Raw genomic sequence first — 25,336 nt, 5'->3', positions numbered from 1 at the left:
GTTTATAAAAAGGAGCATATATGACAATACCAACACCGCACATTTCTGCAACATGCAAAGATCAGATAGCAAAAACTGTACTAATGCCAGGTGATCCTTTGAGGGCTAAATTTATAGCTGATAATTTCTTAGAAGATGTGACTCAATTTACTGAAACTCGTGGTATGCTTGGCTTTACTGGCTACTACAAAGGAAAAAGAGTATCTGTAATGGGTAGTGGCATGGGAATACCATCTGCTATGATATATTACAATGAACTTTTTGATTTTTATGATGTAGATTGCATTATAAGAGTGGGCACAGCTGGCTCTATGCAAGAAGATGTAAAACTTCATGACATAGTAATAGCTCAATCAGCTTGTTCAGAGTCATCCATTAACGATAATTTATTTGGTAATATCCATTTTTCTGTAACACCAGATTTTGATTTGTTGGTTAAAGCTGTTGAAAAATCAAAGGAATTAGGATATAGAACTCATTGTGGCCAAGTACATTCTTCAGATCAATTTTACAATGATATGGATCCTAAAGTATTTGAAAATTTAAGAAAATACGGCATCCTTTGTGTAGAAATGGAATCTTATGGTCTATTTATGGCTGCTAGAAAACATGGTAAAAAAGGTCTTGGAATCTTTACAATTTCTGACTCTCTTATAGAAAATGTAGCCGATAGTGCCGAAAATAGGCAAAAATCATATACAAATATGATGGAGCTAGCCCTGGAGGTAGCTGAAGCCTAGATGATTAAAACAATAATAATGGCAGCTGGTGAAGGCACAAGGATGAAATCTGAAAAATCAAAAGTCCTTCATAAGCTTGTCAATAAAGAAATTATAAAATACGTAAAAGAAGCTAGTGATTTTCAAAATTCAGAAACTATTATAATTGGAGGAAAAAATAAACCTAAGTTAGAAGATTTATTCCCTGATGTAAAAATAGTAGAGCAAAAAATAGGACCGGGTATTCCTTATGGAACTGGCTATGCAGCAGGCCTAGCCTTAGACTTTGTGGAAGATGATGACCAAGTTCTAATTTTAAATGGAGATATACCATTAATAAAAAAAGAATCCCTGGAAAAACTTATTAACTATCATAATGAATCAAACGCTGCTTGCACAATTCTTTCTACCTTGATTGATGAACCAAAGGGTTATGGAAGAATTATTAGAGATGAAAATAATTACTTTATAAAAATTACTGAAGATAGAGATTTAAAACCGGGCCAAGAGACAATAAATGAAATTAATGTAGGCATTTATATATTTAAAGCTAAAGACTTAAAAGATTCTCTTTCAAAAATAGATTCAAATAATGACCAAAATGAACTCTACTTAACAGATTGCATAGGGATTCTAAAAAACGATGGTAAACTAGTAAATGCCTTTGTTAGTAAAAATCACGAAGAATTTTATGGCATAAATAATAAATACGAGCTATATAAAGCAGAAAAAATCCTTCAATCTAGGATAAATAAAGAGCACATGATTAATGGTGTAATAATTGAAAGTCCTGAAACAACTTTTATTGAAGATGGAGTTGAAATTGGGATTGATACTGTAATATCAGGTTTTGTAAAAATTTATGGTAAGTCTAAGATTGGAAAGTCTTGTTTAATTGATGGGTCAACACGAATTATCAATTCAACCATAGAAGATAATGTTAAAATAGATAATGCAGTTATAGAAAATTCTTATATGGAAGAAGGTAGTAATATAGGTCCTTTTGCAAGACTGAGACCTAATGCACACATAGGAAAAAAAGTCCATATTGGTAACTTTGTTGAGGTTAAAAATTCTAGCCTTGGTGAAGGAACCAAGGCGGGCCATCTTGCCTACATTGGCGATAGTGACCTAGGTCAAGATATAAATATTGGTTGTGGAGTTGTTTTTGTAAACTATGATGGTAAGTTTAAGCATAGGTCGGTTATAGAAGATGGTGCTTTTATAGGATCAAACGCGAATATAGTTGCCCCTGTTAAGGTAGAGAAAGAAGGCTTTGTTGCTGCTGGTTCTACAATAACAGAAGATGTTAGTACTGGCGAGTTGATTATAGAAAGGGCAGAACAAAAACACATTAAAGGTTATGTTGAAAGAAAAAAAGAAAGAGATAAAAATCACAAGGAGTAGAAATGTCAACTAAAACAAATAAGTATATCCAAAGAGGGGAATTAAAACTATTAACAGGAAATTCCAACATCAAATTAGCAGAAAGTATGGCTAAAAATCTTGGAACTGAACTTACAAAGGCTGATATAGAAAAGTTTAAAGATGGTGAAATAAGCATTAAAATCAACGAATCAGTTAGAGGTAAAGATGTCTTTATAGTACAACCAACTTCAAGCCCTACTAATGATAATTTGATGGAATTATTGATAATGATTGATGCTTGTAAGAGAGCATCTGCTGGTTACATAAACGCAGTTATTCCTTACTACGGTTATGCTAGACAAGATAGAAAAACAAGAGGAAGAGAGCCAATAACAGCAAAATTAGTTGCTAACTTACTTACTATTGCGGGAGCTAATAGAGTTATAACCATGGATCTTCATGCTGGTCAAATACAAGGTTACTTTGATATTCCAGTTGACCATTTCTCTGCAATTAGATTACTTTCAACTCACTTCCAGTCATTCGCTTTTGATAAACCAGAGGAATTTGTAGTAGTAAGTCCTGACCTTGGTGGTGTAAGACGTGCTAGAGAATTTGCTGACTACTTAAAATTACCAATAGCCATAATCGAAAAAAGAAGACCTATGCCAAATGTTTCTGAAGTAATGTCTGTAATTGGTGATTTCAAAGGTAAGCACGCTATTATCGTTGATGATATGATAGATACTGCTGGAACAATTACAAATGCGGCAGACTTCCTAGTTGAAAATGGCGCAAAAGATGTTTATTTAGTAGCAACTCACGGTGTATTCTCTGGAGATGCTGTAAAGAAACTTCAAAAACCATCTGTTAAAGAAGTTATAATTACAGACACCATAGCCCAACCAGAAGAAAAAAGAATAGACAAGATAACCCAACTATCAATAGCTCCACTTCTTGCTGAAGCTATTAACAGAATTAATACTTATGAATCAATAAGTGGTCTATTTACGGTTATTGAATAATGTATTTTATTGTAGGACTAGGCAATCCTGGATTACAATATGAAAATACTAGGCATAATGTAGGTTTTATTACTATTGATTATTTGGCAAACAAATATGATATAGATGTAAGAAAATTAAAATTTAAATCACTCTATGGTCAGGGAGAAATCTCTGGCCATAAAGTTATGCTCATAAAACCACAAACCTATATGAATAATTCGGGTGAAGCAATTAGAGAATTAAAAAATTTCTATAAATTTGATATAGATAAGTTAATTGTAATTTATGACGATATAGATATTGACTTTGGTACAATTAGGATTAGGAAGAAAGGCTCTGCAGGTAGCCACAATGGAATGAAGTCTATTATTTATCAAATCCAAGATGATCAATTTCCAAGAATAAAAGTTTCCATTGGTAAGAAGCCTGAAAGGTGGGATCTTGCTAAATTTGTCTTAAGTGGTTTTAGTCAAGAAGAGGTAGGAGTACTCGAAGATGAAATCAGACTTGCTGCCGAAGGAATCGAAATAATCTTAAAAGATGATATAGATAAGGCTATGAATAAGTGTAATTCTATCAAGTTGGTGAAAGAAGATAATGAATAGATTAATTGAAAGATTAATTAATGTCGACCAAATTAATAAAATTAAATATCAGCTTAAAGATTATTCCCCGCTATACATACAGGGCTTAAGTGAAGGAATTAAGGCACATCTTGTTTTAAGCCTTTTTGAATTATTAGATAAAAATTTAGTTGTTGTAGCTGAAAATCCAAAAAGGGCAGAAAGATTTATTAATGATATAAATGAGGTATCGGATACTGCTAAAAATTTTCCAGCACTAGATACTAATTTTTATAATATAAAATCAATTGATGATAAAAAAATTAATCAGAGGCTAGATACACTAATTAGTCTAGCTAAGGGTGAAAAATTTATTACTGTAACAAGTATTGACGCTCTTAAAAATAAACTCACGCCTTTAGACAAATTTAACAAGTCTTTTGTTAGAATAGATGAAGAGAGCATAGTAGACGTTGATGATTTTGTTTCAAATCTCTTAGCTCTTAATTATAACCCTTCGGACTTTGTAGAAGAAAAAGCTGACTTTGCAAAAAGAGGTTCGATTATTGATATCTGGCCTGTAAATTATGCCAACCCAATCAGAATTGAACTTTTTGATGATGAGATTGACTCTATAAGAATTTTTGATAAGAACAACCAAAGAACTATAGAAAAAATAAAAAGTGTTGAAATAGGACCAGCTAATGAGCTTTTATATGATAAGGATGACTATCAGAAGATTATAAAGGCAATCTCAGTTGACCTAGATAATAAAAAAATATCGGATACTAGTGACCAAAAGCTTATTGATAAGTATAGACAAATCATATCTTTTTTGGACCAAAGCATGTATATAGCAAACAAAGATTTGATAAATGCTTATAGGGAAGATAATTATGACACATTTGTTGACTATATTCCTGAGGATACTGTTTTTATCTTTGATGATGTTTCTAGGATCTATGAGTCTGTTGTAGCTAGCGATGAAAAATTTTTTGAAGATTTAACCTATCAGATGGAAAATGGTGAAGTGTTTTCTAGTTTTTCAGATTATTTGGTGGAAACTACAAAAATCTATGAGAAAATTTCTGACAAAAAGATTATAAATCTTACATCAATTCTCAAAAGAACAAAGCTATTTTCTCCAAAAAAAATTATTGAACTTAAAACAATAGAGGCTGAAAATTTTAATAAAAATGTTGAAGAATTTATAAATACAAGCATTGACATTGTTAATAGAGAACAAAAAGTATTTGTTTTTGCTGGTTCTAAGGCACGTAAAGAAAAACTTCTAGAAAGTTTTATAGACAATGATTTTCTTCCTGCAGGATTTGAAGAAAGTGTTTCGGATTTTGATAAATTTCCAATAATTATTTCAGAAAAAAAGTCAAGTGAAGGTTATTTTGTAAAAGATTTAGGCCTTTATGTATTTACTAGCAGAGAAATCTACGGGAAATCAGCAACTAGAAAACAAAAACCTAAAAAACTTTCATCAAAGAACATTATAAACTACTCTGACCTTGAAATTGGAGACTATGTTGTTCATGAAAATAATGGTATCGGAATTTATAAGGGGCTTACAAAGATTGAAAGAAATGATGTTGAAAAGGACTTCATTCTTATAGAATACAGAGGGAATGACAAGCTCTATATACCTGTAGACCAGATGAATTTGGTTAGTAAGTATATAGGTAATAGGGGTGAAAAACCCAAGTTATCTGCTCTAGGTTCTGTTCAGTGGCAAAAGTCCAAACAAAGAGCCAAAAAGGCTGTTGATGAAATTGCAGATGACCTAGTGAAGCTATATGCAAAGAGAGCTAAGGAAAAAGGCCATGCCTTTTCAAAGGATACTAGCTGGCAAGATGAATTTGAAAATTCCTTTCCTTATGATGAAACCTTATCTCAGTTAAGAAGCCTTGAAGAAATTAAAAAGGATATGGAAAGCGAAAATCCAATGGATAGATTACTGTGCGGGGACGTTGGTTATGGCAAAACTGAGGTCGCTCTAAGAGCAGCCTTCAAGGCCATTATGGACGGTTATCAAGTGGCTTTCCTTGTTCCAACGACAATATTAGCTAATCAGCATTATCATACAATGCTTGAAAGATTTAAAGATTTTCCTGTAACATGTGCTATGCTTTCAAGATTTAATACAAAAGCCAAGGATGAGAAAATTCTTAAGGATATTAAAACTGGAAAAGTTGATATCGTTGTAGGAACTCATAGACTTTTGTCAAAAGACATCAAATTTAATAAACTTGGGCTTTTGATAATTGACGAAGAGCAAAGATTTGGAGTAAAGCATAAGGAAAAATTCAAAAAACTAAAGTCATCAATTGATGTTCTTACCCTATCAGCTACACCGATACCAAGGACCCTTCAAATGTCATTGTCTGGTATTAGAGATTTATCTACATTAGATGAGCCGCCAGAAGACAGACTTCCTGTTAATACCTATGTTTTAGAATACGATTCAGGAATAATAAGAGATGCGATTTTAAAGGAAATAAATAGGAATGGACAAGTTTATTTTGTTTATAACAGGGTAAATAATATTGAAAAGCTCTATCTTCAAATAAAAGATCTAGTCCCAGAAGCAAGTATAGATATCGTTCACGGGCAAATGAGTCCAAGACAAATTGAAAATATAATGCTCGACTTTATTGAAGGAAATACCGATATTTTGCTTGCTACAACTATAATAGAAACGGGGATGGATATTAAAAACGTAAATACCATAGTGATTTATGATGCTGACCTTATGGGTCTTTCTCAGCTCTACCAGCTAAAGGGAAGGATAGGTAGGGGATATAGATCTTCATATGCATATTTTACTTACAGGACAGAAAAAATTTTAACTGAGATTGGTGAAAAGCGATTAAAATCAATCAGAGACTTCTCTGACTTTGGTTCAGGTTATAAAATTGCTATGAAAGACCTAGAACTGAGGGGAGCAGGAAATCTCTTGGGGGAAAGTCAATCTGGCCACGTAGAAGCTGTCGGTTATGATCTTTATGTAAAATTTTTACAAGAAGCAGTCGAAAAGGCATCTGGCAAAGAGGTTAAAATCAAAGACGAAAATCCAACTTTCATCGATATTAAGGTCGATGCCTATATTCCAAATTCATATATTAGTGATTCATCTCAAAAAATTGAGATTTACAATCGTATAGCCAACATAGATGATAAGAGAGATTATGAGGCTTTGGTTGAGGAATTAATCGACGTTTATGGCGATATTCCTATAATCGTGGATAATATAATGTATGTATCTCTAATCAAAGCTCTTGGATCGGCAAATGGTATTACAGAGATTAGAGAGGTGGATAACAAGATTTGTTTATTCTTCTCTGATAGAGATTTTTATTCCTTTGAAGAGCTTAAGGGTATAAACGAATCTTATAAGGGAGAGATGAGCTTAGATTTATCAAGTAAACCAGCCTTTAAAATCCCTGTTACAAAGAGTAAATTACTTGACACATACGAACTTTTAGATACAATTAACAAAATAAGGAGTAAATGATGAAAAAGAAATTATTAATTGCAATGTTAGCATCAACAATGGTGCTAGGAGCTTGTGGAAACCAAGCAAAGGATGATAAGAAAGATACAAAAGTAGAAGAAAAGGCTAACCAAGTTAAAGAACTTGATAAAGGAACAATTGCCATTGTTAATGGAGATAAAATTTCAAAAGATGATTACAAGGCAGAAATGAGTTTTTATGGAGCTATGCTTGCAAGCAGACAAAACCTTAAAAATTCTATTGTTCAAATGATGGTTCAAGATAAGCTTATATCAGATGATATGAAAGCAAACAAAATTGAAGTTGATGATAAAGAAGTTAATGAGGCTTTCCTTAATTCAGTGAAACAATTTGGTGGTCAAGAACAATTTGACAAGATGCTTGATGACTACAATATGGATGTAGAAAAATTCAAAGAAACTGTTAAAAAAGATTTAATGTATAAAAAACACAGAGAATGGTTTGAAAAGGAGCATCCAGTAACAGAAGAAGAAATTAAACAATACTATGAAGATAATAAGGATCAATTTGCAAAACGTGATGCATCTCATATCCTTGTAGCTGATGAAAAAACAGCTAAAGAAGTAAAAGAAAAACTTAATAATGGTGAAGATTTCGCAGCCCTTGCTAAAGAATATTCAACAGATACAGCAAACGCCGCAAACGGTGGTGAACTAGGAACATTCTCTAGGGGACAAATGGTAAAAGAATTTGAAGATGCTGCTTTTGCCTTAAAAGAAGGTGAAATTTCTGAACCAATCAAAACTCAATTTGGTTATCATATTATAAAACTAAATAAAGTTGCTGATTCTATTGAAGATAATAAAGAAGCAATTATAAAGGCTCTTAATGACAAGAAATATGCTGACTACATTAAAGAATTAAATGAAAAGGCAAATGTAGTTACAGAAGCTACTATTGCAGAAAATAAAGCTGAAGAAAAAGAAGCTGAAGACAAAAAAGAAGAATCAAAAGAAACTGAAGAAAATAAAGATAAATCAGAAGAAGAAAAATCTGACGATACCAAAGAAAATGAAGAAGATAAAAAAGATAATAATTAGTTTATTATCTTTAAGTCTTTGCCTCGTATATTTTACATCATGTAAAAAAAATAATACTGATAAAAATGCTATAGCATTAGTTGGCGGTGAGGCAATTGAAAAAGAGGTTTTTGATAAAGAATTGGAGTTTTATCTAACATTCTATACTAAAAAGTATGGCGACACTTACCTGGAAGAGAAGAGTTCTAAGGGCAAGACCAATAAGGAAGTTCTTAGAGACGATCTGCTTGATTCGATGATAAAAGATCAGGTAATGTTGAATGATTTGGCAAAGAAAAAAATAGAAATAGACGATAATACAGCCAATAAGATAAGAAGTGATATGGAAAAAGAATTGGGCGATAAAAATTCACTTAAAGCAAATATGAAGTCTCTGAATATTAATGAAGGGGACTTCTCAGATGTAATTTTTAACGATTCAATTAGAAAAATACACTACGATTATTTTTTAACCCATAACAAGATTAAGGATTCAGAAATCCTGGAATATTACAAGGCTAATGAAGATCTTCACAAATTATATAAGTACAATGTATTGGTTTTTGACAATAAGGATGGAGCTGAGAAGGCTAAATCTAATATAAAAAATCAGTTGGACTTTAGAGAAGCCTTAAAAAATCCGGTTAGAAACTATGAGATTATAAATTCAGATTTTGTTTATAAAGATGATCCTATGCTTGTAGAATCTAAAATGAGTGAGAAGGATAAGGTTAGTGATATATTTGAATATAACAATAAGTACATGATTTTAATGATTAACTCATATAATGAGAATGAAAATGAGCTTTTGATGCATACAAAGGATAAATATCTTAGGGATGCCTATAATCAGTACTTAAATAAATTAGTAAAATCTAGTAAAATTAAGGTATTTATTTGAAAAGGCTTGATTTTATTGAATTTGTTATGTATAATCATTCTTAGAGTTAAACAGAATACATGTTGATTTATAGGAGGAAATATGAATAAATCAGAATTATTAAATAGCATATCAGAAAAAAGTGGTCTTAAAAAAGTTGAATCTGAAAAAGCACTTAACGCATTTTTAGAAACAGTAGAAGAAGCACTTGTAGCTGGCGACAAAGTTCAACTTGTTGGTTTTGGTACTTTCGAAGTTAGAGATAGAAAAGCTAGAGAAGGTAGAAACCCAAGAAAACCTGAAGAAGTAATCCAAATCCCTGCTTCTAAAGCTCCAGTATTCAAAGCTGGTAAAACTCTTAAAGAAGCTGTTAACAAATAAAAAAATTAAAATTTTAAAAACCGGATCTTGAAATAAAGAACCGGTTTTTTATTATCTGTCATAGTTTTTCTAGTTTTAAATCAATCTTATGATCTAAGTTTACTCTAATGGTTGAAAAATTTTCATAATAAACCATACCATCTTTGGCACCCTTAGCTTTATTAACATTTTTCTTTTCTGTATAGTCCACATCTACCTTATTATCATTCGACAAAGATGAGTTGAGTGCCGCAAGATAAGCGGCTAGTTCCACATCTTCATCGTAAATCTTATCGGTTTTTAATATAACATGGCTGCCTGGGCTATCTTTTACGTGAAACCAAAGATCATCCTTCCTAGCAATTTTAAGAGTAATGTAATCATTTTGCTTGGAGTTTTTACCTACATAAATGTCAGCTCCATTTTCTGTTTTGTAGTGAAGGGGTTTTGAAGGTTTGGATTTTTTCTTATCTTTACCCTTCTTTTTAATTAAATTATTATCAACCATTTCTTCTCTTATTTCATCTAAATCAGCTATAGAATTTGCCCTTTGAATAAAGTCTTCTAACTGATTTAAATAGGAGAGAAGATTTTCTTGATTTGGAAGGTCTTTATTGGCGTAAGTTATTGCAGCTTTTATCTTTTTAGCTCTACTATAGTAATCATTTATGTTCTCCCACGGTGTTTTCATCGGATTTAGAGTTATTTTTACTGGCCTATTTTCATTATAAAAATCTTCTATGATAATTTCTTTGGATTTTTCTTCTATCCTATATAGGTTAGCTGCTAATAAATCAGCATTTTTCTTTGCTATTTCAGCTTGGTGTTCCTTTGAAATATTAGTATTCAAAATTCCTATCTTTTTATTTACAGTTTTTTTATGGCTGTTAATTCTTCTAATTAGGTTAGTTTTAGTCTGATCGAGTCTATCATTAGATTTATTTATAGAATAAAAATTATCTATGGCATCACTCATTAAATCATATGCGTTCTCTTTAAAATTCAAATGACTTAGCTTTAGCGTATGGTATTCTTTGATTTTCCTATCATCCCTATAGTCGTATGCACCTAAATTATCTTCAAGGATGTCTTCTTTTAATTTAAGGAGTATATGATTTAATTCATTTTTATCAGCTTCACTTACAAGACCCCAGTTTATCCTAGGATCGATGTTAGCTCTATTGATTAGTTCTTTACCAATTACAGGAGAGAATCCCTCATAATAGGTATAAAAGATCTTATAAGGCTCAATTCCATTGGGAATCTTTGTATCTATAGCAGAGATGTCTTTATTAAAATAATCGTCACTTAAATCTATCTTGTCACTTTTAATTCTCTCATAAGTTAATGATGGAAAAATTTGCCTAATTGATGACATTTGGTCATTTACTCTTTTAATTGCATCAATAATTTTATAATTATCGTCTGTTAAAATAATATTTGAATGTCTACCCATAATCTCAATTATCAATTTTTTGCTTGTATCAAAGCCCATCTCATCAATTGATCCTATGGAAAATTCAATAACCCTATCTAAACCGTATTGTTTTATATCTAATATTTTTCCTTGACCAATATGCTTTCTCAGAACCATACAAAAATTATCAGGCTTCTCAGGGTTTTCATACTTTTTTTTAGTTAAATTTATCCTGGCCTCATTGTTGTTGGCGCTAATCAATAACTTTACTGAATTGCCCATTGAATATATGTTAAAAACAAGGTCGTTTTTTGATGGTTGTGATATTTTTTGAATTTTTCCACCAAGGATTTCTTTTTTTAGTTCATTTACTATTTTTCTTGTTACTATTCCGTCAAAACTCATAATTCACCTCATTTTTATTATACTCTTTGCCATCAAACATGATACTTGAAGTAAAAACATATAAAAGTAAAATGATTAAGATAAGGGGGAGTGATGAAAAAGGGATTTTTATTAGTAATATCAGGACCGTCTGGAGTCGGTAAAGGTACTGTTCTTCACGATTTGATGAATACACAAACAAACTTAGTATATTCTGTATCTGCTACCACTAGAAAGAAAAGGGACGGAGAAATAGAGGGAGTTAGTTATTTTTATTTAGACCACGATCAGTTTGAACAAATGATCGAAGAAGATAAATTCCTTGAATATGCTCAAGTCCATAATAATTATTATGGAACACCCAAAGAATTCGTAGAAAAAAAGATAAACGAAGGAAAAATCGTAATACTAGAAATAGACGTACAAGGAGCTCTGAATATCAAGAAAAATACTGATAATGGAGTCTTTATTTTTTTAGCCCCACCTAGTCTTAAGGAATTAAAAAAGAGAATTGTAGGCCGAGGTACAGAAACTGATGAAGATATTAAAATTAGGATGAATAATGCTAAAAAAGAGCTACAGTATATTAAGGATTACGACTATATAGTTGTCAATGACCACCTAAATTCTGCTATAACATCTGTTAATGAAATAATAAACGCAGAAAAACATAAAGTATTTAGGGAAGAAAATTTAGTATTTGAGGAGGATTAATGAAAAATCCATCATTTAAAACATTATCTGAAGTTAGCCCAAGTAGGTACGAAATTTGCATGATGTGTGCCAAAAGAGCAAGAAGAATTGTAAATGGCTCTGCGCCATTAACCAAACATGTAGAAGCCAAACCAGTAACACAAGCCCTAAATGAGATTATTGAGGGCAAGGTAAGAAAAAAATAATAATATGCTAGAAAATAAAAATATTCTCCTAGGGATAAGTGGGGGGATAGCTATTTATAAGGTTTTGGATTTATGTTCACGCCTTAAGAAAAGAAATGTAAATCTTAAGATAATTATGACCGAGTCTGCAACAGAATTTGTAAATCCTCTTAGCTTCGAAACTATGGGAAGATGCAAAGTCTATTCGGATTTATTTTCTGGCCACCATGAAGAAGTTCATCACATAGAACTTGCTAAATGGGCAGACTTAATGCTTATAGTACCAGCTAGCGCTAATACTATATCAAAGATGGCTAATGGTATAGCTGATAATTTTCTTTTATCAACCTACCTTGCCTGTGATAAAGACGTAGTAATAGCTCCTGCTATGAATACTAATATGCTAAAGGCAAAAGCCATTCAAAGAAATTTAAATATCTTAAAAGAAGATGGTGTTAGGATTATAAAACCAGAACCAGGTCTTTTGGCTTGCAATACAATAGGGGATGGAAGGCTTGAAGAGCCTGAGGAGATTGTAGATTTTCTTGAAGATTATTTTACAGAAAAAGATCTCTTGGGCAAAAAAATAATAGTAACTGCAGGGCCAACTGTTGAACCTATTGATTTTGTAAGATACATAACCAATAATTCTAGTGGCAAGATGGGTTATAATATAGCTAATGAGGCTAGGAAGCGTGGGGCCGAAGTTGTTTTGATTTCTGGTCCAGTAAATCCTATTAAGGTTAATGGAATTAAGAGAATAGAAATTAAAACTAATTTTGAAATGAAAGATGCTATTGAAAGAGAATTTCAAGATGCTGATGCCATTATAATGTCAGCAGCACCTGTCGATTATAAGGTTTTAAATCCAAGCGATAGGAAAATAAAAAAAGATGGTTCTAATTTGAGCTTAGAATTAATCGAAAATATTGATATAATAAAATATTTCGGCTCAATAAAAAAAGACCAAACTATAATAGGCTTCGCTGCAGAAACTGACGATTTAATCGCTAATGCAAAGAGTAAACTTTCTAAGAAAAATTTAGACTATATCATTGCTAATGATTTAACCAAATGGGGAGCAGGTTTTGATGTAGACACAAATGTTGCCTCAATAATTTCTAAGGATGAAATAATCAACTTGGATATTATGCCAAAAAGCAAGCTAGCCAATAAAATATTAGACCTCTTAAGGTGAAAATTTGTACGCAAAAGTAATTATAGATAGTAAAAGCAGATTTTTAAATAGAGCTTTTACTTATCACATTCCAGAAAAATTAAATAATAAATTACAAAGAGCAATGAGGGTATTAGTTCCTTTTGGTAAGGGAAACAAGACTGTCGTTGCTTTTGTTTATGAAATTGTAGAAGATTTTGAAGCTGAATATGAAATAAAAGATATAATATCAATTATTGATGAGAACAAACTAGTTAGTGACGAGTTATTAGATCTAGCATTCTTCATGTCTAAAGAATATCTTTCTCCAATTCAACTATCTCTTAAGCAAGTTCTACCACCAACAAGTATCGACAAAATAAAAGTTTTTTATTTGGCAAATGCAAAAGAAGACGATGAAATACTCAATCATTTACAAATTGAGAGGAGTAAAGAGGAAATATTAAATAAATTTCCCAATTCTCAGGATATATTAAATAAATTAGTAGAAGATAACAAGCTAAAGGTCTTGTATGAGGCAAGTGATAAAATTAAAATCACTTATGATATCTATATAAAATTAAAAGACTCTGATACTAAACTTGCAAAGAATGCTAAGAAACAACAAGAAATTATTGACTATCTTAAGCTTCATGGACAAACAAAACAGAGTGACTTACTCAAAAATACTTCTTCTTCCTTATCCTCGTTAAAATCTCTTCTTGAAAAAGAAATAGTTGAAGGAATTCAAAAAGAAGCTAGCAAGGAAATAAAATTAGATACAAAAAGATATGATAAACACGTATTAAATGAAGACCAAGAAAAAGCCTTTAAAACAATTCTTAAAAAAGAAAATGGTCAATTCTTATTGTTTGGGGTAACAGGATCTGGAAAAACTGAGATTTTTTTACAAGTTGTAGAAGAAGTTATCAAAGAAGGAAAAGAAGCAATTATCTTAGTGCCAGAAATATCTTTAACTCCACAAACAATAGAGAGGTTTTCCGGTAGGTTTAATGAAAAAATAGCAATTATCCATTCAAGGCTCACTCCTAAAGAAAAATTCAATCAATGGATGATGATAAAAAACGGAGAAGTTAAAATTGCTATCGGAGCAAGATCCGCTATATTTGCACCCTTTGAAAATTTAGGAGCAATAATTATAGATGAAGAACATGATAATTCTTATACATCTTCAAAAGACCCTAAGTATCATACAAGAGAAATAGCAAAATATAGGGCATCTTATCATTCCTGTAATCTGATAATGGCTTCAGCAACTCCTTCAATCGAAACTATGAAAGAAGTGAAAGATGGTAAGCTTGATTTATTATACTTAAGTACTAGGGTTAATAATTCTATGCCAAATATTAATTTGGTTGATATGAGAGAGGAACTTAAAAACTCAAATTACTCCATGCTTTCATACAAACTACAGGAAGAAATAAGTAGAAATCTTGAACATAAAGAACAGTCAATTTTATTTTTAAATAAAATAGGTCATGATTCATTCACCTTTTGTAGAGCCTGCGGGTATGTTGTAAAATGCGAAGCCTGTGATGTCGCGATGACTTATCATAAAAATGTAAACAAACTTGTATGCCATTATTGTGGTAGGACTAAAAATCAAGTAAGAGTATGCCCAAACTGCCATTCAAAAAAGATTAAAGAATTTGGAGCAGGTACAGAAAAGCTTGAAGAAGAAGTAAAGCAACTTTTCCCAGATGCAAATATTCTTAGAATGGATTCCATGGTAGCAACTAATAAAGCGAAGTATGACCACATGTATAAGTCAATGAAGGAAGGCAAGATTGATATCCTACTTGGAACACAGATGATTGCTAAAGGCCTTGATTTTGAAAATGTAACCCTTGTTGGGATAATATCAGCAGATCTTTCTTTAAACGTTGGAGATTTTTCTGCGCAGGAAACAAGTTTTCAACTTTTAACTCAAGTAGCAGGTAGAGCAGGAAGGGCTGATAAGCCGGGTAGGGCTATAATTCAAACCTATAAACCAGAAAATTTCGTAATTCAGGCTGTCAAGGAAAATGATTATGAAAGTTTTTTTGCTAGTGAGCTTAAAATTAGAGAGGCTTTTTCCTATCCGCCTTTTAAAAATATAATTACAATTAAAATTATAAATGAAGATAGGGTTAAGACCATAGATATTTCTAGAGAATTTACAAATGAATTAAAGGCTTTGATGAATTCTCAATTAAATGTTGAAATAATAGGCCCAAATCCTTGCAAAATATCAAGAATAAATAATAAATACAGGTATAATATTCTTGTAAAGGTTTATGACAAGGACCTTGATATTTGTAGAGATACCATAGGCAGGATTAGGAATTCTTTAATCAATAAATACAACGATACATCATTTGTAGTTGCATTTAATCCTGTAAATATTAATTAAGGAGTCGGTATGTTTAATTTTTTTAAAAGAAAAAAGAATAAATCTGGAGAATTAGAAAACAAAGAAGTCGTAAGAGAAGTTGGCCAAGAATTAGCTAATGATAATAGTAATTCAAATAGCGACGATAGGACTAACGAAGAATTTAATAAGTTTAATGAAGCAAACAAACACAACAACTTGATTGAAGGAATAGAAGAAAATATTGAAGAAGTCAAAGAAGGCATTTTATCAGAATTTGAAGAAGTTAAAGATAAAGCTGAAGAAATCTCTGAGGATATTAAATCAGAGTTAGAGGAAAAGTCTGAAGAAGTTTCAGAAGAGGTTAAAGAAGTTGAAAAATCAAGTAAAATCAAAGCTGGAAGATTTATAGACTTAACTCACACAGAAAATACGGAAAAAAAAACTCTAAAAATTGAAGATATAAAATTTAAAGAGCAAGAAAAAGAAGAAGAAGAGCTTGATGAAAACAATAAAGGAATTTCAGAATATGAAATTCCAACAACTGAAAACCTTAGTACAAACCTTGAGGTGACAGAAGAAGTTGTAGAAAAAGAATCAATTTTTGATAGGTTAAAAAAAGGGCTAAGTAAAACTAGAGACAGCTTCACATCTAGTCTAACAAATCTTTTTACAAGAAATGTTAAAATAGACGATGACCTCTATGATGAACTTGAAGAAATCCTAATCTCTGCAGATATTGGTATGAACTCAACAATAGAAATTGTTGATGAATTACGTGGAGAAATCAAGAAAAGGTCTATTAAAGAAGCTGATAAAATTTATCCTGTCTTAAAAGAAATAATGATTAAAAAGCTCGATGAAAATAACCTTGATAATAAGATTAAGTTTGAAAAAGGTAAGTTAACAGTAATTCTAGTTATAGGTGTAAATGGAGTAGGAAAGACTACTACTATTGGTAAACTTGCAAATAATTTCAAAAACGAAGGTAAAACTGTAATGCTTGCAGCAGCTGATACTTTCAGAGCAGCAGCTATAGATCAACTCCAAGAATGGGCTAAAAGGGCAGATGTTGAACTTATTTCACACAAAGAAGGTGCAGATCCATCTGCAGTCATTTTTGATGCTATAAAATCTGCTCGCAGCAAAGATGTTGACGTTTTAATATGCGATACTGCAGGAAGACTTCATAATAAAAAGAATTTGATGCAAGAATTAGATAAAATTAATAGAACAATTGACACTCACGCAGTAAATTCAAATAGGGAAAACCTACTGGTACTTGATGCTACTACAGGTCAAAATGCAGTAAGCCAGTTAAGAGAATTTAAAAATGTTACTGATATTACTGGGCTAATACTTACAAAACTTGATGGTACAGCCAAAGGTGGAGTAATATTTCCACTTCAAGTAGAGGTGGAAGTGCCAGTTAAATATGTAGGTGTTGGTGAAGGAATTGATCATTTACAAAAATTTGATTCTAAATCTTTTGTAGAAGCTATGTTTTAATGTTGAAATGTAGGTTTTAAGTGGTATATTATACAGGTACTACAACAATCACACTCATGGATGGGTATTACGTTGCCAATTGTGGTTTAATATCCAGTTGAGATGAGTGGAAGAAAAAACGGAGGTAAATATGGCAGTAGTTTCAATGAAAAAATTATTAGAAGCAGGTGTACACTTTGGACACCAAACCAGAAGATGGAATCCAAAAATGTCTAGATTCATCTTCACAGAAAGAAATGGTATCTATATTGTAGATCTACAAAAAACAGCTAACCAAATTGAGGAAGCTTACAAGGTAATGAGAGACATCGTTGCTGATGGTGGTAGAGTTCTATTTGTAGGTACAAAAAAACAAGCACAAGACTCAATTCAATCAGAAGCTAAGAGATCAGGTCAATACTATGTATCTCACAGATGGTTGGGTGGTATGCTTACAAACTTTAAAACAATTAGAAAAAGCGTAGAAAAACTTCAAAGATATGAAAGAATGGAAGAAGATGGAACATTTGACCTTCTACCAAAGAAAGAAGTTCTTCAATATCAAAAAGAAATGGATAAGCTAGAAAGAAATCTTGGTGGTATTAAAGATATGGAAGAATTACCAGATGTACTATTTGTAGTTGATCCAGGTGAAGAATCTATTGCAGTACATGAAGCTAAAATACTAGGAATTCCTGTAATTGCTATCGTTGATACAAACTGTGACCCTGATGAAGTTGACGTTCCAATACCAGGAAACGATGATGCAATCAGAGCTGTAAAACTTATTACATCTGTAATGGCAGATGCTGTTATAGAAGCAAACCAAGGTAATGAATTTGATCCTTCTAATGATGAATATGAAGAAGAGGTTGAAGAAGATTCTGAAGTTGAAGTAACAGAAGAAGAAAATCTATCTGACGAAGATATAAAAGAAGCAGCTGAAGAAATTAAAGAACAAGCTTTCGAAGAAAACGAAGCAGAATAATAGGAGATTTAGATGGCAATTAGTGCAAAATTAGTTAAAGAATTAAGAGAAAGAACTGCCGCTGGAATGATGGACTGCAAAAAAGCTCTAGAAGAAGCTGGTGGAGATATTGATAAAGCTCAAAAAATCCTAAAGGAAAAAGGACAAGCAACTCTTGATAAAAAATCTGGTAGAATTGCTGCAGAAGGTGTTATTGGTTCTTACATTCACAACGACAAGATAGGTGTAATTGTTGAAATCAATACTGAAACAGATTTCTCAGCTAATACCGATACAGTTAAAAACTTTGCTAGAGATATAGCTATGCACATTGCTGCAAGCGCTCCAAAGTACATCTCTGAAGAAGATGCAGATGAAGCTGATGTAGCTGAACAAAGAGACATCCTAATCAACCAAGCAATTAACGAATCTAGCGATAATATGCCTGAAGATAAGAAAAAAATGATTGCTGAAAAGAAGGTTGAAGGTAGACTTAAAAAATGGTTCTCAGAAGTTTGCCTACTAGACCAAGCGTTCATCAAAAACCCTGATTTAACAGTTGAACAACTTCTTAGAGATACAGCTAATGAAGTTGGAGAAAATATCAAAATCAGAAGATTTGCTAGGTTCCAAGTTGGTGAAGGCCTTGAAAAGAAAGAAGAAGACTTTGCTGCTGAAGTAGCTAGCCAAATGAAAGCATAATATAAAGAATATAAGCATAGACAAAGATAGCCTTGTCTATGCTTTTTTATTGCAATCCTATATCTTGTTTAAATATAAGAATCTAATCACATCCATTTATCATAATATCAAGATAATTAAATAAAATATAAGTTGACAAATTTATCAAACTAATGTATTATATACATAGTTAATTTAACACGCTAATGTATTTATGAGGAGATATTATGAATAATAAAAAGAACGTCAGGTTACCAAGCCTAATCGAATCTGCCTTACCTATTTTAACTATGGTAAGTTTAATGATTTATGTATTTGTTTTTGCTAAAGATGGGGGAGAAAATATATATGATGCAGCTCACCTCCCACTTATTTGTGGAATAATGGTTGCTTGTATAGTTAGATTAAGATGTGGGAATAGTTTTAGAGATATGCTTGATGGTATGATTGAACGTATAAGAACTACTTTAGATGCCATATTAATTTTACTAACTGTAGGTCTCTTAATATCATCTTTTATGATATCAGGAACCATCCCAGCTCTTATATATTACGGTTTGAGTTTTTTAAGTCCTAAGCTATTTCTTCCTATAGGTTGTATAATTACATCTTTGGTTAGTCTTTCATGTGGTTCTTCCTGGACTGCTACGGCCACTATAGGAATAGCCTTTATGACTATAGGTCAAGGTCTCGGAATAAACCCAGCTATTACAGCAGGTATGGTTATATCAGGTGCTTACATAGGAGATAAGTTTTCCCCGCTATCAGATACGACTAATCTTGCAGCAGGTGTTGCTAAAACGGGTCTTTTTGACCACGTTACAGCCATGGTATCAACAACTGGACCAGTTTTCCTGATTTCTTTAATTCTCTATAGCTTAATCGGTCTTAGGGCTGATGTTGTTAACTATGACCCAAATATTGCTGATGGTATAAAAATGGCTCTTTCAAGCAATTTCAACTTAAATACTTTAGTCCTTCTTCCTATAGTTTTGATAGTTTTCATTTGTATATTAAGGATTGAGGGACTTGCTGGAGTAATGATTTCAGTTTTAGTTGGACTTATATTTTCTTTGATTTTTCAAGAAAAAAGGAGTCTAGCAGAAATTTTTGCTATTCTACACTATGGACCAGACATAGCTACGGGCAATGATTTTGTTGACAAGGCTCTAGCTAAAGGTGGTATGGATAATCAAATGTGGACAGTAAACCTCATTCTTCTTGCTGTATCCTTTGGTGGAGCTCTAGAAAGAGCCGGAATTATTGAAAGACTCTTTGCTCACCTTAAAGAAAGAATAAATTCAGTTGCTGGTCTAGTATTTTTAACTATGCTTACTTCAATTTTCTGTGACGCAACTATGTGTGATCAATTTTTAGGTATTGGTGTACCTGCACCACTATATGAGGATAAGTATGATGAACTTGGTCTATCAAGAAATATGCTTTCAAGAACCCTAGAAGATGCTGGCACATTATTGGCTGTAATGTTCCCGTGGACAGCGTGCGGTGCATATCAAATGAAGACCTTGGGTGTTAGTCCAATTAACTATTTCCCATTTGCCTTTGTAAATTTATTAAATCCAATTTATGCGCTTATAACTGCTATTTTGAAAAGAAATATTTTCTGGGCAGACGGAGCATATACTAATATATTTGGTAAAACAAAGATGAAAAAAATGGCCAAAGCTCCTGAAGAAGCAAGAGACTTTGCTATTAAAAATTTAATAAAATTAAGAAGAGAAGGCAAAGCTCCACAAGTTACTATTAGTTAAGAAAAATATAAAAATTTAAATATTTCTAGTATATAAAAATTTGTTATTTTAAAGGAAGCAATGCTTCCTTTTTTAATTAATTTTAAATGTTAAGATTTTATAGTATAGTAAATATGTAGGAATTAAGACAACTTATTTTTATATAAATGATTATTATAAAAATTAATCGAATTTTTTTGAAAGGAGAAATACAATATGAAGAATAATCCGACTCAATTAATTGGAGGAACTCCTATATTGAAACTTAACTCACTCAAGAAAGAGGGAAGAGCAGATATATATGTTAAAGTAGAAAAAAATAACCTAGCGGGATCTATAAAGGATAGAATTGCCTTATACATGATAGAGGAAGCTGAAAAATCAGGAAAACTAAAAAAAGGTGGCACAATTGTCGAGCCAACAAGTGGCAATACAGGTGTTGCTCTTGCAGCTCTTGCTGCAGCAAAAGGCTATAATCTAATCTTAACTATGCCAGCTTCAATGAGTATAGAAAGAGCGAAATTAGCTATGGCATATGGAGCGAAGGTTATAAGGACCACAGAAGGTGCCCTTCAGGGCGCTGTTGATAAGGCAAAGGAGCTCGCTGAAGAAAATGGATATTTCTTACCTGACCAATTTTCAAACCCAGCTAATATAAAAGCTCATTATGAGACAACAGGTCCTGAAATATTATCTGAAATAAGTCCAGATGCTTTTATAGCTGGCGTTGGTACAGGAGGAACTGTAACAGGAACAGGCAGAAGACTAAAGGAAGCAAATCCTAATACAAAAATATACGCAATAGAACCAGCTGAAAGTCCACTTTTATCTGGTGGCAAGGCTGCTGGCCACAAAATCCAAGGTATAGGTGGTAACTTCATTCCAAAAAATTTAGATTTTGATATTTTAGATGGTATTGTTGATGTCAAAAGTGACGATGCTATAAATATGTCTAGACAATTGGCAAAAGATGAAGCCTTAGCAGTGGGAATATCATCCGGTGCAAATGTTGTAGGTGCATTAGAAATTGCGGATAAATTAGGGGAAGGAAAAGTTGTGGTAACTGTATTGCCTGATACAGGAGAAAGATACCTATCAACTGAATTATATGATAATGATCAGCTATAACGAGTACAAAGAAGAATTAATTAAAAATGCCTTAGAGCATGACCCAGCATTAAAAAGTGAAGAGGAGGCAATCCTCTTCTCTGCTGGAATAAAGGCACTATTATCTCATTACATAGCTCATAACCTTTATTTAGAGGGTAAATTATATGAGGCTCAGGAAATTGCCTTCAAATCAAGAATGGAAACAGGAATAGAAATTCATCCTGGAGCTAAGATTGGCAGAAGGTGTTATATAGACCATGGTATGGGAGTTGTTATCGGTGAAACTGCTGAAATAGGTGATGATGTTTTAATGTATCATTCAGTAACCCTTGGAGCTGTAACAAATAAGAAAGTTAAAAGGCATCCAACCGTTGGAAATAACGTAATGATAGGTGCAGGAGCTGTTTTACTTGGTAATATTAATGTAGGGGATAATTGTAAAATTGGTGCAAATTCAGTTGTTTTATCAGATGTTCCGAGTGATTCGACTGCGGTAGGTGCACCAGCAAAAATCATTCCGCACAAAAAGTAGTTTTATGCTACTTTTTTTATTTTGGAAATAATGAAAACTATTTCGTATAATTATAAAAAAATGGTATAATAGAAATGGAATATTAAATTTCCATATTATTGGAGGTGATATGATGTTAGATAAAATGAATCCAATTGTTGTTCTCATCATATTTGTCGCCTTCGTATTGTTAGCTTTTTATTTTGGCTATCTTTATCGTAAGAAAATTGGAGAATCTGTAATAGGTAGTGCTGAAAATCTCAGTAGGCAAATTATAGATGATGCCAATAAACAAGCAGAAGCATTAAGAAGAGAAACTCTTATTGATGCTAAAGATGAAATTTCAAAATTGAAATCTGAAAATGAAGAAATGCTGAATCAAACAAGAAATGAACTTAATAAAAGAGAAGCTCGTTTGATTAAGAAAGAAGAAAGTTTAGACAATCGATCTTTATTGATTGACAAAAAGTCTGATCAAATCTCTAGTGATCAGAAAAAGTTACAACAAAAAGAAGAAAAAATTGACAAGTTAATAGAACAACAAGAGTTGGAGTTACAAAATATCGCTGGACTCACCAATAGTGAAGCTAAAGAAATAATTTTAGCTCGAGTTAAATCCGAAACAATCCACGAATCTGCTAGGATGATTAAAGAGGCGGAAGAGAAAATGAAATCTGAAAGTAAAAAAATGGCTACAGAAATTCTTGCGACTACTATACAAAGATTTGCACCAGAACTTGTAGCTGAAAATACAGTATCTGTAATTTCTCTACCTAACGATGAGATGAAAGGCCGTATTATTGGGCGTGAAGGCCGTAATATTAGAGCCTTTGAACAAGCCTCAGGTGTTGACCTAATAATTGATGATACTCCTGAAGCAGTAGTTATATCATGTTTTGAACCAGTTAGACGTGAAATAGCAAAAGTCGCCTTAGAGAAGCTAATCCAAGATGGAAGAATTAATCCATCAAGAATTGATGAGATGCTAGAAAAGGCCAGTGATGAAGTTGAAGCTAGGATAATAGAAGATGGTGAAGCTGCTGCTGAAACAGTTGGAATTATCAATCTTCACCCTCAGCTAATAAGGTTAATCGGTAAGATGAAATTCAGAACATCTTATGGTCAAAACATCTTAAAACATTCTGTAGAAGTTGCATTACTTGCAGGAATGCTTGCGGATGAAATTGGCGCTGATAGCCAATTAGCAAAACGTGGTGGATTACTTCATGATTTAGGCAAGGCTATAGATCAAGAACAAGAAGGAACACATGTAGCTTTAGGTGTTGAAGCTGCAACTAAATATGGCGAAAACAAATACGTTATAAATGCTATAGAATCCCACCATGGTGATGTTGAGCCAAATTGTGTTGAATCTATATTGGTACAAACAGCGGATGCTATAAGTGCTGCAAGACCAGGCGCAAGGCGTGAAAGTCTTGAAAATTACATTAAAAGACTTGAAAACCTTGAAAGAATTGCAAATTCTTTCGAAGGAGTAGAAAAATCTTTTGCTCTACAAGCAGGTAGAGAATTAAGAATCTTAGTAAAACCTGAAAAAATCTCTGATGATGAAATGGTTGTAATTGCTAGAGAGATTGCAAAGAAAATTGAAAATGAATTAGAGTACCCAGGTGAAATTAAAGTGAACTTATTAAGAGAGTCCAAAGCGATAGACTATGCCAAGTAAAAATTAATCAAGCTGCCATTATAATGATGGCAGTTTTTAATTCGCTTAATTTACAAGGTATAAATACACTATATAAAAAATAAAAACGCTTAAAACGCAAAATAGAGCGTCGTATTATCGGCTAAAATATTAAAATTTTATAATATAAGGTTTGACGCTTAAAAAACGTATAGAAGATCGACTAAGAGCTTTTAAATGATAAATTTTTGTTTCTTATTAACAAAATTATTAATACATAGATGCCATATATTTTTTTGAATTATTAATGTTCAATCAAATTATTTGAGTTGCAGAATTATAAAATAAGATAAAAGAAGGCATATAACAACATTAAAATTATTGCACAAAATAATAATTTTGTGCAATAATTTGTTTTTTGAATTAGAATAGGTATAATTCTATTATAGATATAGGAAATTAAGAATCGATTAAATTTTACGGATTGATTTATGCTATTGTGTACGGAGAGACTTATGGAAGAATTTATAAGGCCTCTATTATTAAATGATTACTTAAACTATTTAAAATCAATTAAGGGCCTTTCTGAATCTACAATTAAAGAATACGCTTATGATCTTGATATGTTTATAGAATATCAAATAATTAGAAAGATTTACAATAATAATGAAGAAATCTATAAAAAAGATTTTGATTATAATAAGGTTAATTTCTTTATAGATAGCGAGTTCTTTGAAAAGCTTACAATACAAGACTTCTATGCATTTCTTTCTTATTTAGACAATGACAAGAATGATTCTGCTACTACAAGGTCTAGGAAAATTTCAGCCCTAAAATCTTTTTATAAATATATGTATAGTGAAATTGAGATAATTAATACTAACGTTGCAGATAAGCTAAGAAATCCTAAAATTAGCCAAAGACAACCAGTTTACCTTACCTTAAGTGAGACGGAAAAATTACTAGAAACAATAAATCAAGAAAAAAACACTTTTCTAAGGGTTCGAGACCTTGCAATAGTCTTTACATTCTTGACTACCGGAATGAGGCTTTCTGAACTTGTTTCGATAGATTTATCCGATGTAAATAAAGATAGATTCAATATTATAGGCAAAGGAAATAAAGAAAGAACTGTTTATCTCACAAAAAACTGCCAAGACCTTATTAATAATTATATAGTAATTAGGTCTGAATACCTTAGGAATTCGAGTGTTGATGCCCTATTTATATCCACTAGAAAGAAAAGAATTTCAAACAGAGCTGTACAATCAACTATAGACAAATATTTGGCAAAAGCAGGTTTTGATACTAGTATCTACTCTACTCACAAACTCAGACATACTGCTGCCACACTAATGTATAAGTATGGCGATGTTGATATAAGAGCCTTAAAAGATATTTTAGGCCATGCTTCAGTCTCAACAACTCAAATTTATACCCACTTAGATGATGAGGATCTTAAAAAGGCTGTAAATAAAAGTCCTTTATCAGGATTAGAATTTTAATTTAAAAATCGT

General features: G+C 32.0%; 21 protein-coding genes. 20 read left to right on the top strand and 1 reads right to left on the bottom strand.

The features are described from left to right. Nucleotides 1–20: 20 nt before the first annotated feature. The 8 genes from deoD (at nucleotide 21) to K8P03_RS09120 (ending at nucleotide 9,481) form a co-directional block, all read left to right on the top strand. Nucleotides 21–740 carry a purine-nucleoside phosphorylase gene (deoD, locus tag K8P03_RS09155; protein WP_223420381.1) on the top strand — a complete coding sequence of 240 codons (720 nt, stop codon included), beginning with the start codon at nucleotides 21–23 and terminating at the stop codon, nucleotides 738–740. Continuing rightward, nucleotides 741–2,126, top strand: coding sequence for a bifunctional UDP-N-acetylglucosamine diphosphorylase/glucosamine-1-phosphate N-acetyltransferase GlmU (glmU, locus tag K8P03_RS09150; RefSeq protein WP_223420380.1), 1,386 nt, complete (start codon nucleotides 741–743; stop codon nucleotides 2,124–2,126). A gap of 2 nt (nucleotides 2,127–2,128) precedes the next feature. Beyond that, the gene (locus K8P03_RS09145) at nucleotides 2,129–3,112 is read left to right on the top strand and encodes a ribose-phosphate diphosphokinase (RefSeq protein WP_223420379.1); all 984 of its coding nucleotides are present in this window, start codon (nucleotides 2,129–2,131) and stop codon (nucleotides 3,110–3,112) included. Next, nucleotides 3,112–3,699 carry an aminoacyl-tRNA hydrolase gene (gene pth, locus K8P03_RS09140; protein ID WP_223420378.1) on the top strand — a complete coding sequence of 196 codons (588 nt, stop codon included), beginning with the start codon at nucleotides 3,112–3,114 and terminating at the stop codon, nucleotides 3,697–3,699. Before K8P03_RS09145 ends, pth begins: the two co-directional genes overlap by 1 nt. Then, nucleotides 3,692–7,180, top strand: coding sequence for a transcription-repair coupling factor (mfd, locus tag K8P03_RS09135; RefSeq protein WP_223420377.1), 3,489 nt, complete (start codon nucleotides 3,692–3,694; stop codon nucleotides 7,178–7,180). The genes pth and mfd overlap by 8 nt, the downstream gene beginning before the upstream one ends. Next, complete coding sequence (locus tag K8P03_RS09130) at nucleotides 7,180–8,241, top strand: peptidylprolyl isomerase (RefSeq protein WP_223420376.1); 1,062 nt, start codon at nucleotides 7,180–7,182, stop codon at nucleotides 8,239–8,241. Before mfd ends, K8P03_RS09130 begins: the two co-directional genes overlap by 1 nt. After that, nucleotides 8,213–9,121, top strand: a complete 909-nt coding sequence (locus tag K8P03_RS09125) for a SurA N-terminal domain-containing protein (protein ID WP_223420375.1) — start codon at nucleotides 8,213–8,215, stop codon at nucleotides 9,119–9,121. The genes K8P03_RS09130 and K8P03_RS09125 overlap by 29 nt, the downstream gene beginning before the upstream one ends. Nucleotides 9,122–9,202: 81 nt before the next feature. Next, nucleotides 9,203–9,481, top strand: a complete 279-nt coding sequence (locus tag K8P03_RS09120; RefSeq protein ID WP_209772003.1) for an HU family DNA-binding protein — start codon at nucleotides 9,203–9,205, stop codon at nucleotides 9,479–9,481. Nucleotides 9,482–9,539: 58 nt separating this feature from the next. Here K8P03_RS09120 and K8P03_RS09115 read toward each other — a convergent pair whose 3' ends face one another. After that, entirely contained in the window at nucleotides 9,540–11,282 is a 1,743-nt protein-coding gene (locus K8P03_RS09115) for an Rqc2 family fibronectin-binding protein (protein ID WP_223420374.1), read from the bottom strand. Between the two features lie 93 nt (nucleotides 11,283–11,375). On the opposite strand from K8P03_RS09115, the gene gmk reads away from it, so the two are divergent. The 12 genes from gmk to K8P03_RS09055 all read left to right on the top strand — a co-directional run bounded on the left by gmk (nucleotide 11,376) and on the right by K8P03_RS09055 (nucleotide 25,324). Then, nucleotides 11,376–11,975 (top strand): guanylate kinase, encoded by a 600-nt coding sequence (gene gmk, locus K8P03_RS09110; RefSeq protein WP_223420373.1) that lies wholly within the window; start codon nucleotides 11,376–11,378, stop codon nucleotides 11,973–11,975. Next, nucleotides 11,975–12,160 (top strand): DNA-directed RNA polymerase subunit omega, encoded by a 186-nt coding sequence (gene rpoZ / locus K8P03_RS09105; RefSeq protein ID WP_223420372.1) that lies wholly within the window; start codon nucleotides 11,975–11,977, stop codon nucleotides 12,158–12,160. The genes gmk and rpoZ overlap by 1 nt, the downstream gene beginning before the upstream one ends. A 4-nt stretch (nucleotides 12,161–12,164) precedes the next feature. After that, nucleotides 12,165–13,337 (top strand): bifunctional phosphopantothenoylcysteine decarboxylase/phosphopantothenate--cysteine ligase CoaBC, encoded by a 1,173-nt coding sequence (coaBC, locus tag K8P03_RS09100; protein ID WP_223420371.1) that lies wholly within the window; start codon nucleotides 12,165–12,167, stop codon nucleotides 13,335–13,337. A 4-nt stretch (nucleotides 13,338–13,341) separates the two neighbouring features. Then, nucleotides 13,342–15,708 carry a primosomal protein N' gene (priA, locus tag K8P03_RS09095; RefSeq protein ID WP_223420370.1) on the top strand — a complete coding sequence of 789 codons (2,367 nt, stop codon included), beginning with the start codon at nucleotides 13,342–13,344 and terminating at the stop codon, nucleotides 15,706–15,708. 366 nt (nucleotides 15,709–16,074) lie between these two features. Next, nucleotides 16,075–17,175, top strand: coding sequence for a signal recognition particle-docking protein FtsY (gene ftsY / locus K8P03_RS09090; protein ID WP_396020905.1), 1,101 nt, complete (start codon nucleotides 16,075–16,077; stop codon nucleotides 17,173–17,175). A gap of 130 nt (nucleotides 17,176–17,305) precedes the next feature. Then, nucleotides 17,306–18,142, top strand: a complete 837-nt coding sequence (gene rpsB, locus K8P03_RS09085) for a 30S ribosomal protein S2 (protein ID WP_223420369.1) — start codon at nucleotides 17,306–17,308, stop codon at nucleotides 18,140–18,142. 12 nt (nucleotides 18,143–18,154) lie between these two features. Further along, nucleotides 18,155–18,823 carry a translation elongation factor Ts gene (gene tsf / locus K8P03_RS09080; RefSeq protein WP_223420368.1) on the top strand — a complete coding sequence of 223 codons (669 nt, stop codon included), beginning with the start codon at nucleotides 18,155–18,157 and terminating at the stop codon, nucleotides 18,821–18,823. Nucleotides 18,824–19,029: 206 nt separating this feature from the next. Then, complete coding sequence (nhaC, locus tag K8P03_RS09075; RefSeq protein WP_223420367.1) at nucleotides 19,030–20,574, top strand: Na+/H+ antiporter NhaC; 1,545 nt, start codon at nucleotides 19,030–19,032, stop codon at nucleotides 20,572–20,574. A 195-nt stretch (nucleotides 20,575–20,769) separates the two neighbouring features. Continuing rightward, complete coding sequence (gene cysK, locus K8P03_RS09070; RefSeq protein WP_223420366.1) at nucleotides 20,770–21,681, top strand: cysteine synthase A; 912 nt, start codon at nucleotides 20,770–20,772, stop codon at nucleotides 21,679–21,681. Then, a complete protein-coding gene (gene epsC / locus K8P03_RS09065; RefSeq protein ID WP_223420701.1) occupies nucleotides 21,668–22,195 on the top strand; it encodes a serine O-acetyltransferase EpsC in 528 nt (175 codons plus the stop codon). Before cysK ends, epsC begins: the two co-directional genes overlap by 14 nt. 124 nt (nucleotides 22,196–22,319) lie before the next feature. Continuing rightward, nucleotides 22,320–23,861, top strand: coding sequence for a ribonuclease Y (gene rny / locus K8P03_RS09060; protein WP_223420700.1), 1,542 nt, complete (start codon nucleotides 22,320–22,322; stop codon nucleotides 23,859–23,861). Nucleotides 23,862–24,334: 473 nt separating this feature from the next. Then, entirely contained in the window at nucleotides 24,335–25,324 is a 990-nt protein-coding gene (locus tag K8P03_RS09055; protein ID WP_223420365.1) for a tyrosine recombinase XerC, read from the top strand. Nucleotides 25,325–25,336 lie beyond the last annotated feature (12 nt).

Source organism: Anaerococcus murdochii, assembly GCF_019957155.1.
Classification (GTDB): domain Bacteria; phylum Bacillota; class Clostridia; order Tissierellales; family Peptoniphilaceae; genus Anaerococcus; species Anaerococcus murdochii.
The sequence above is the reverse complement of the archived record's forward strand: the minus strand, read 5'-3'. Positions and strand labels throughout refer to the sequence as shown.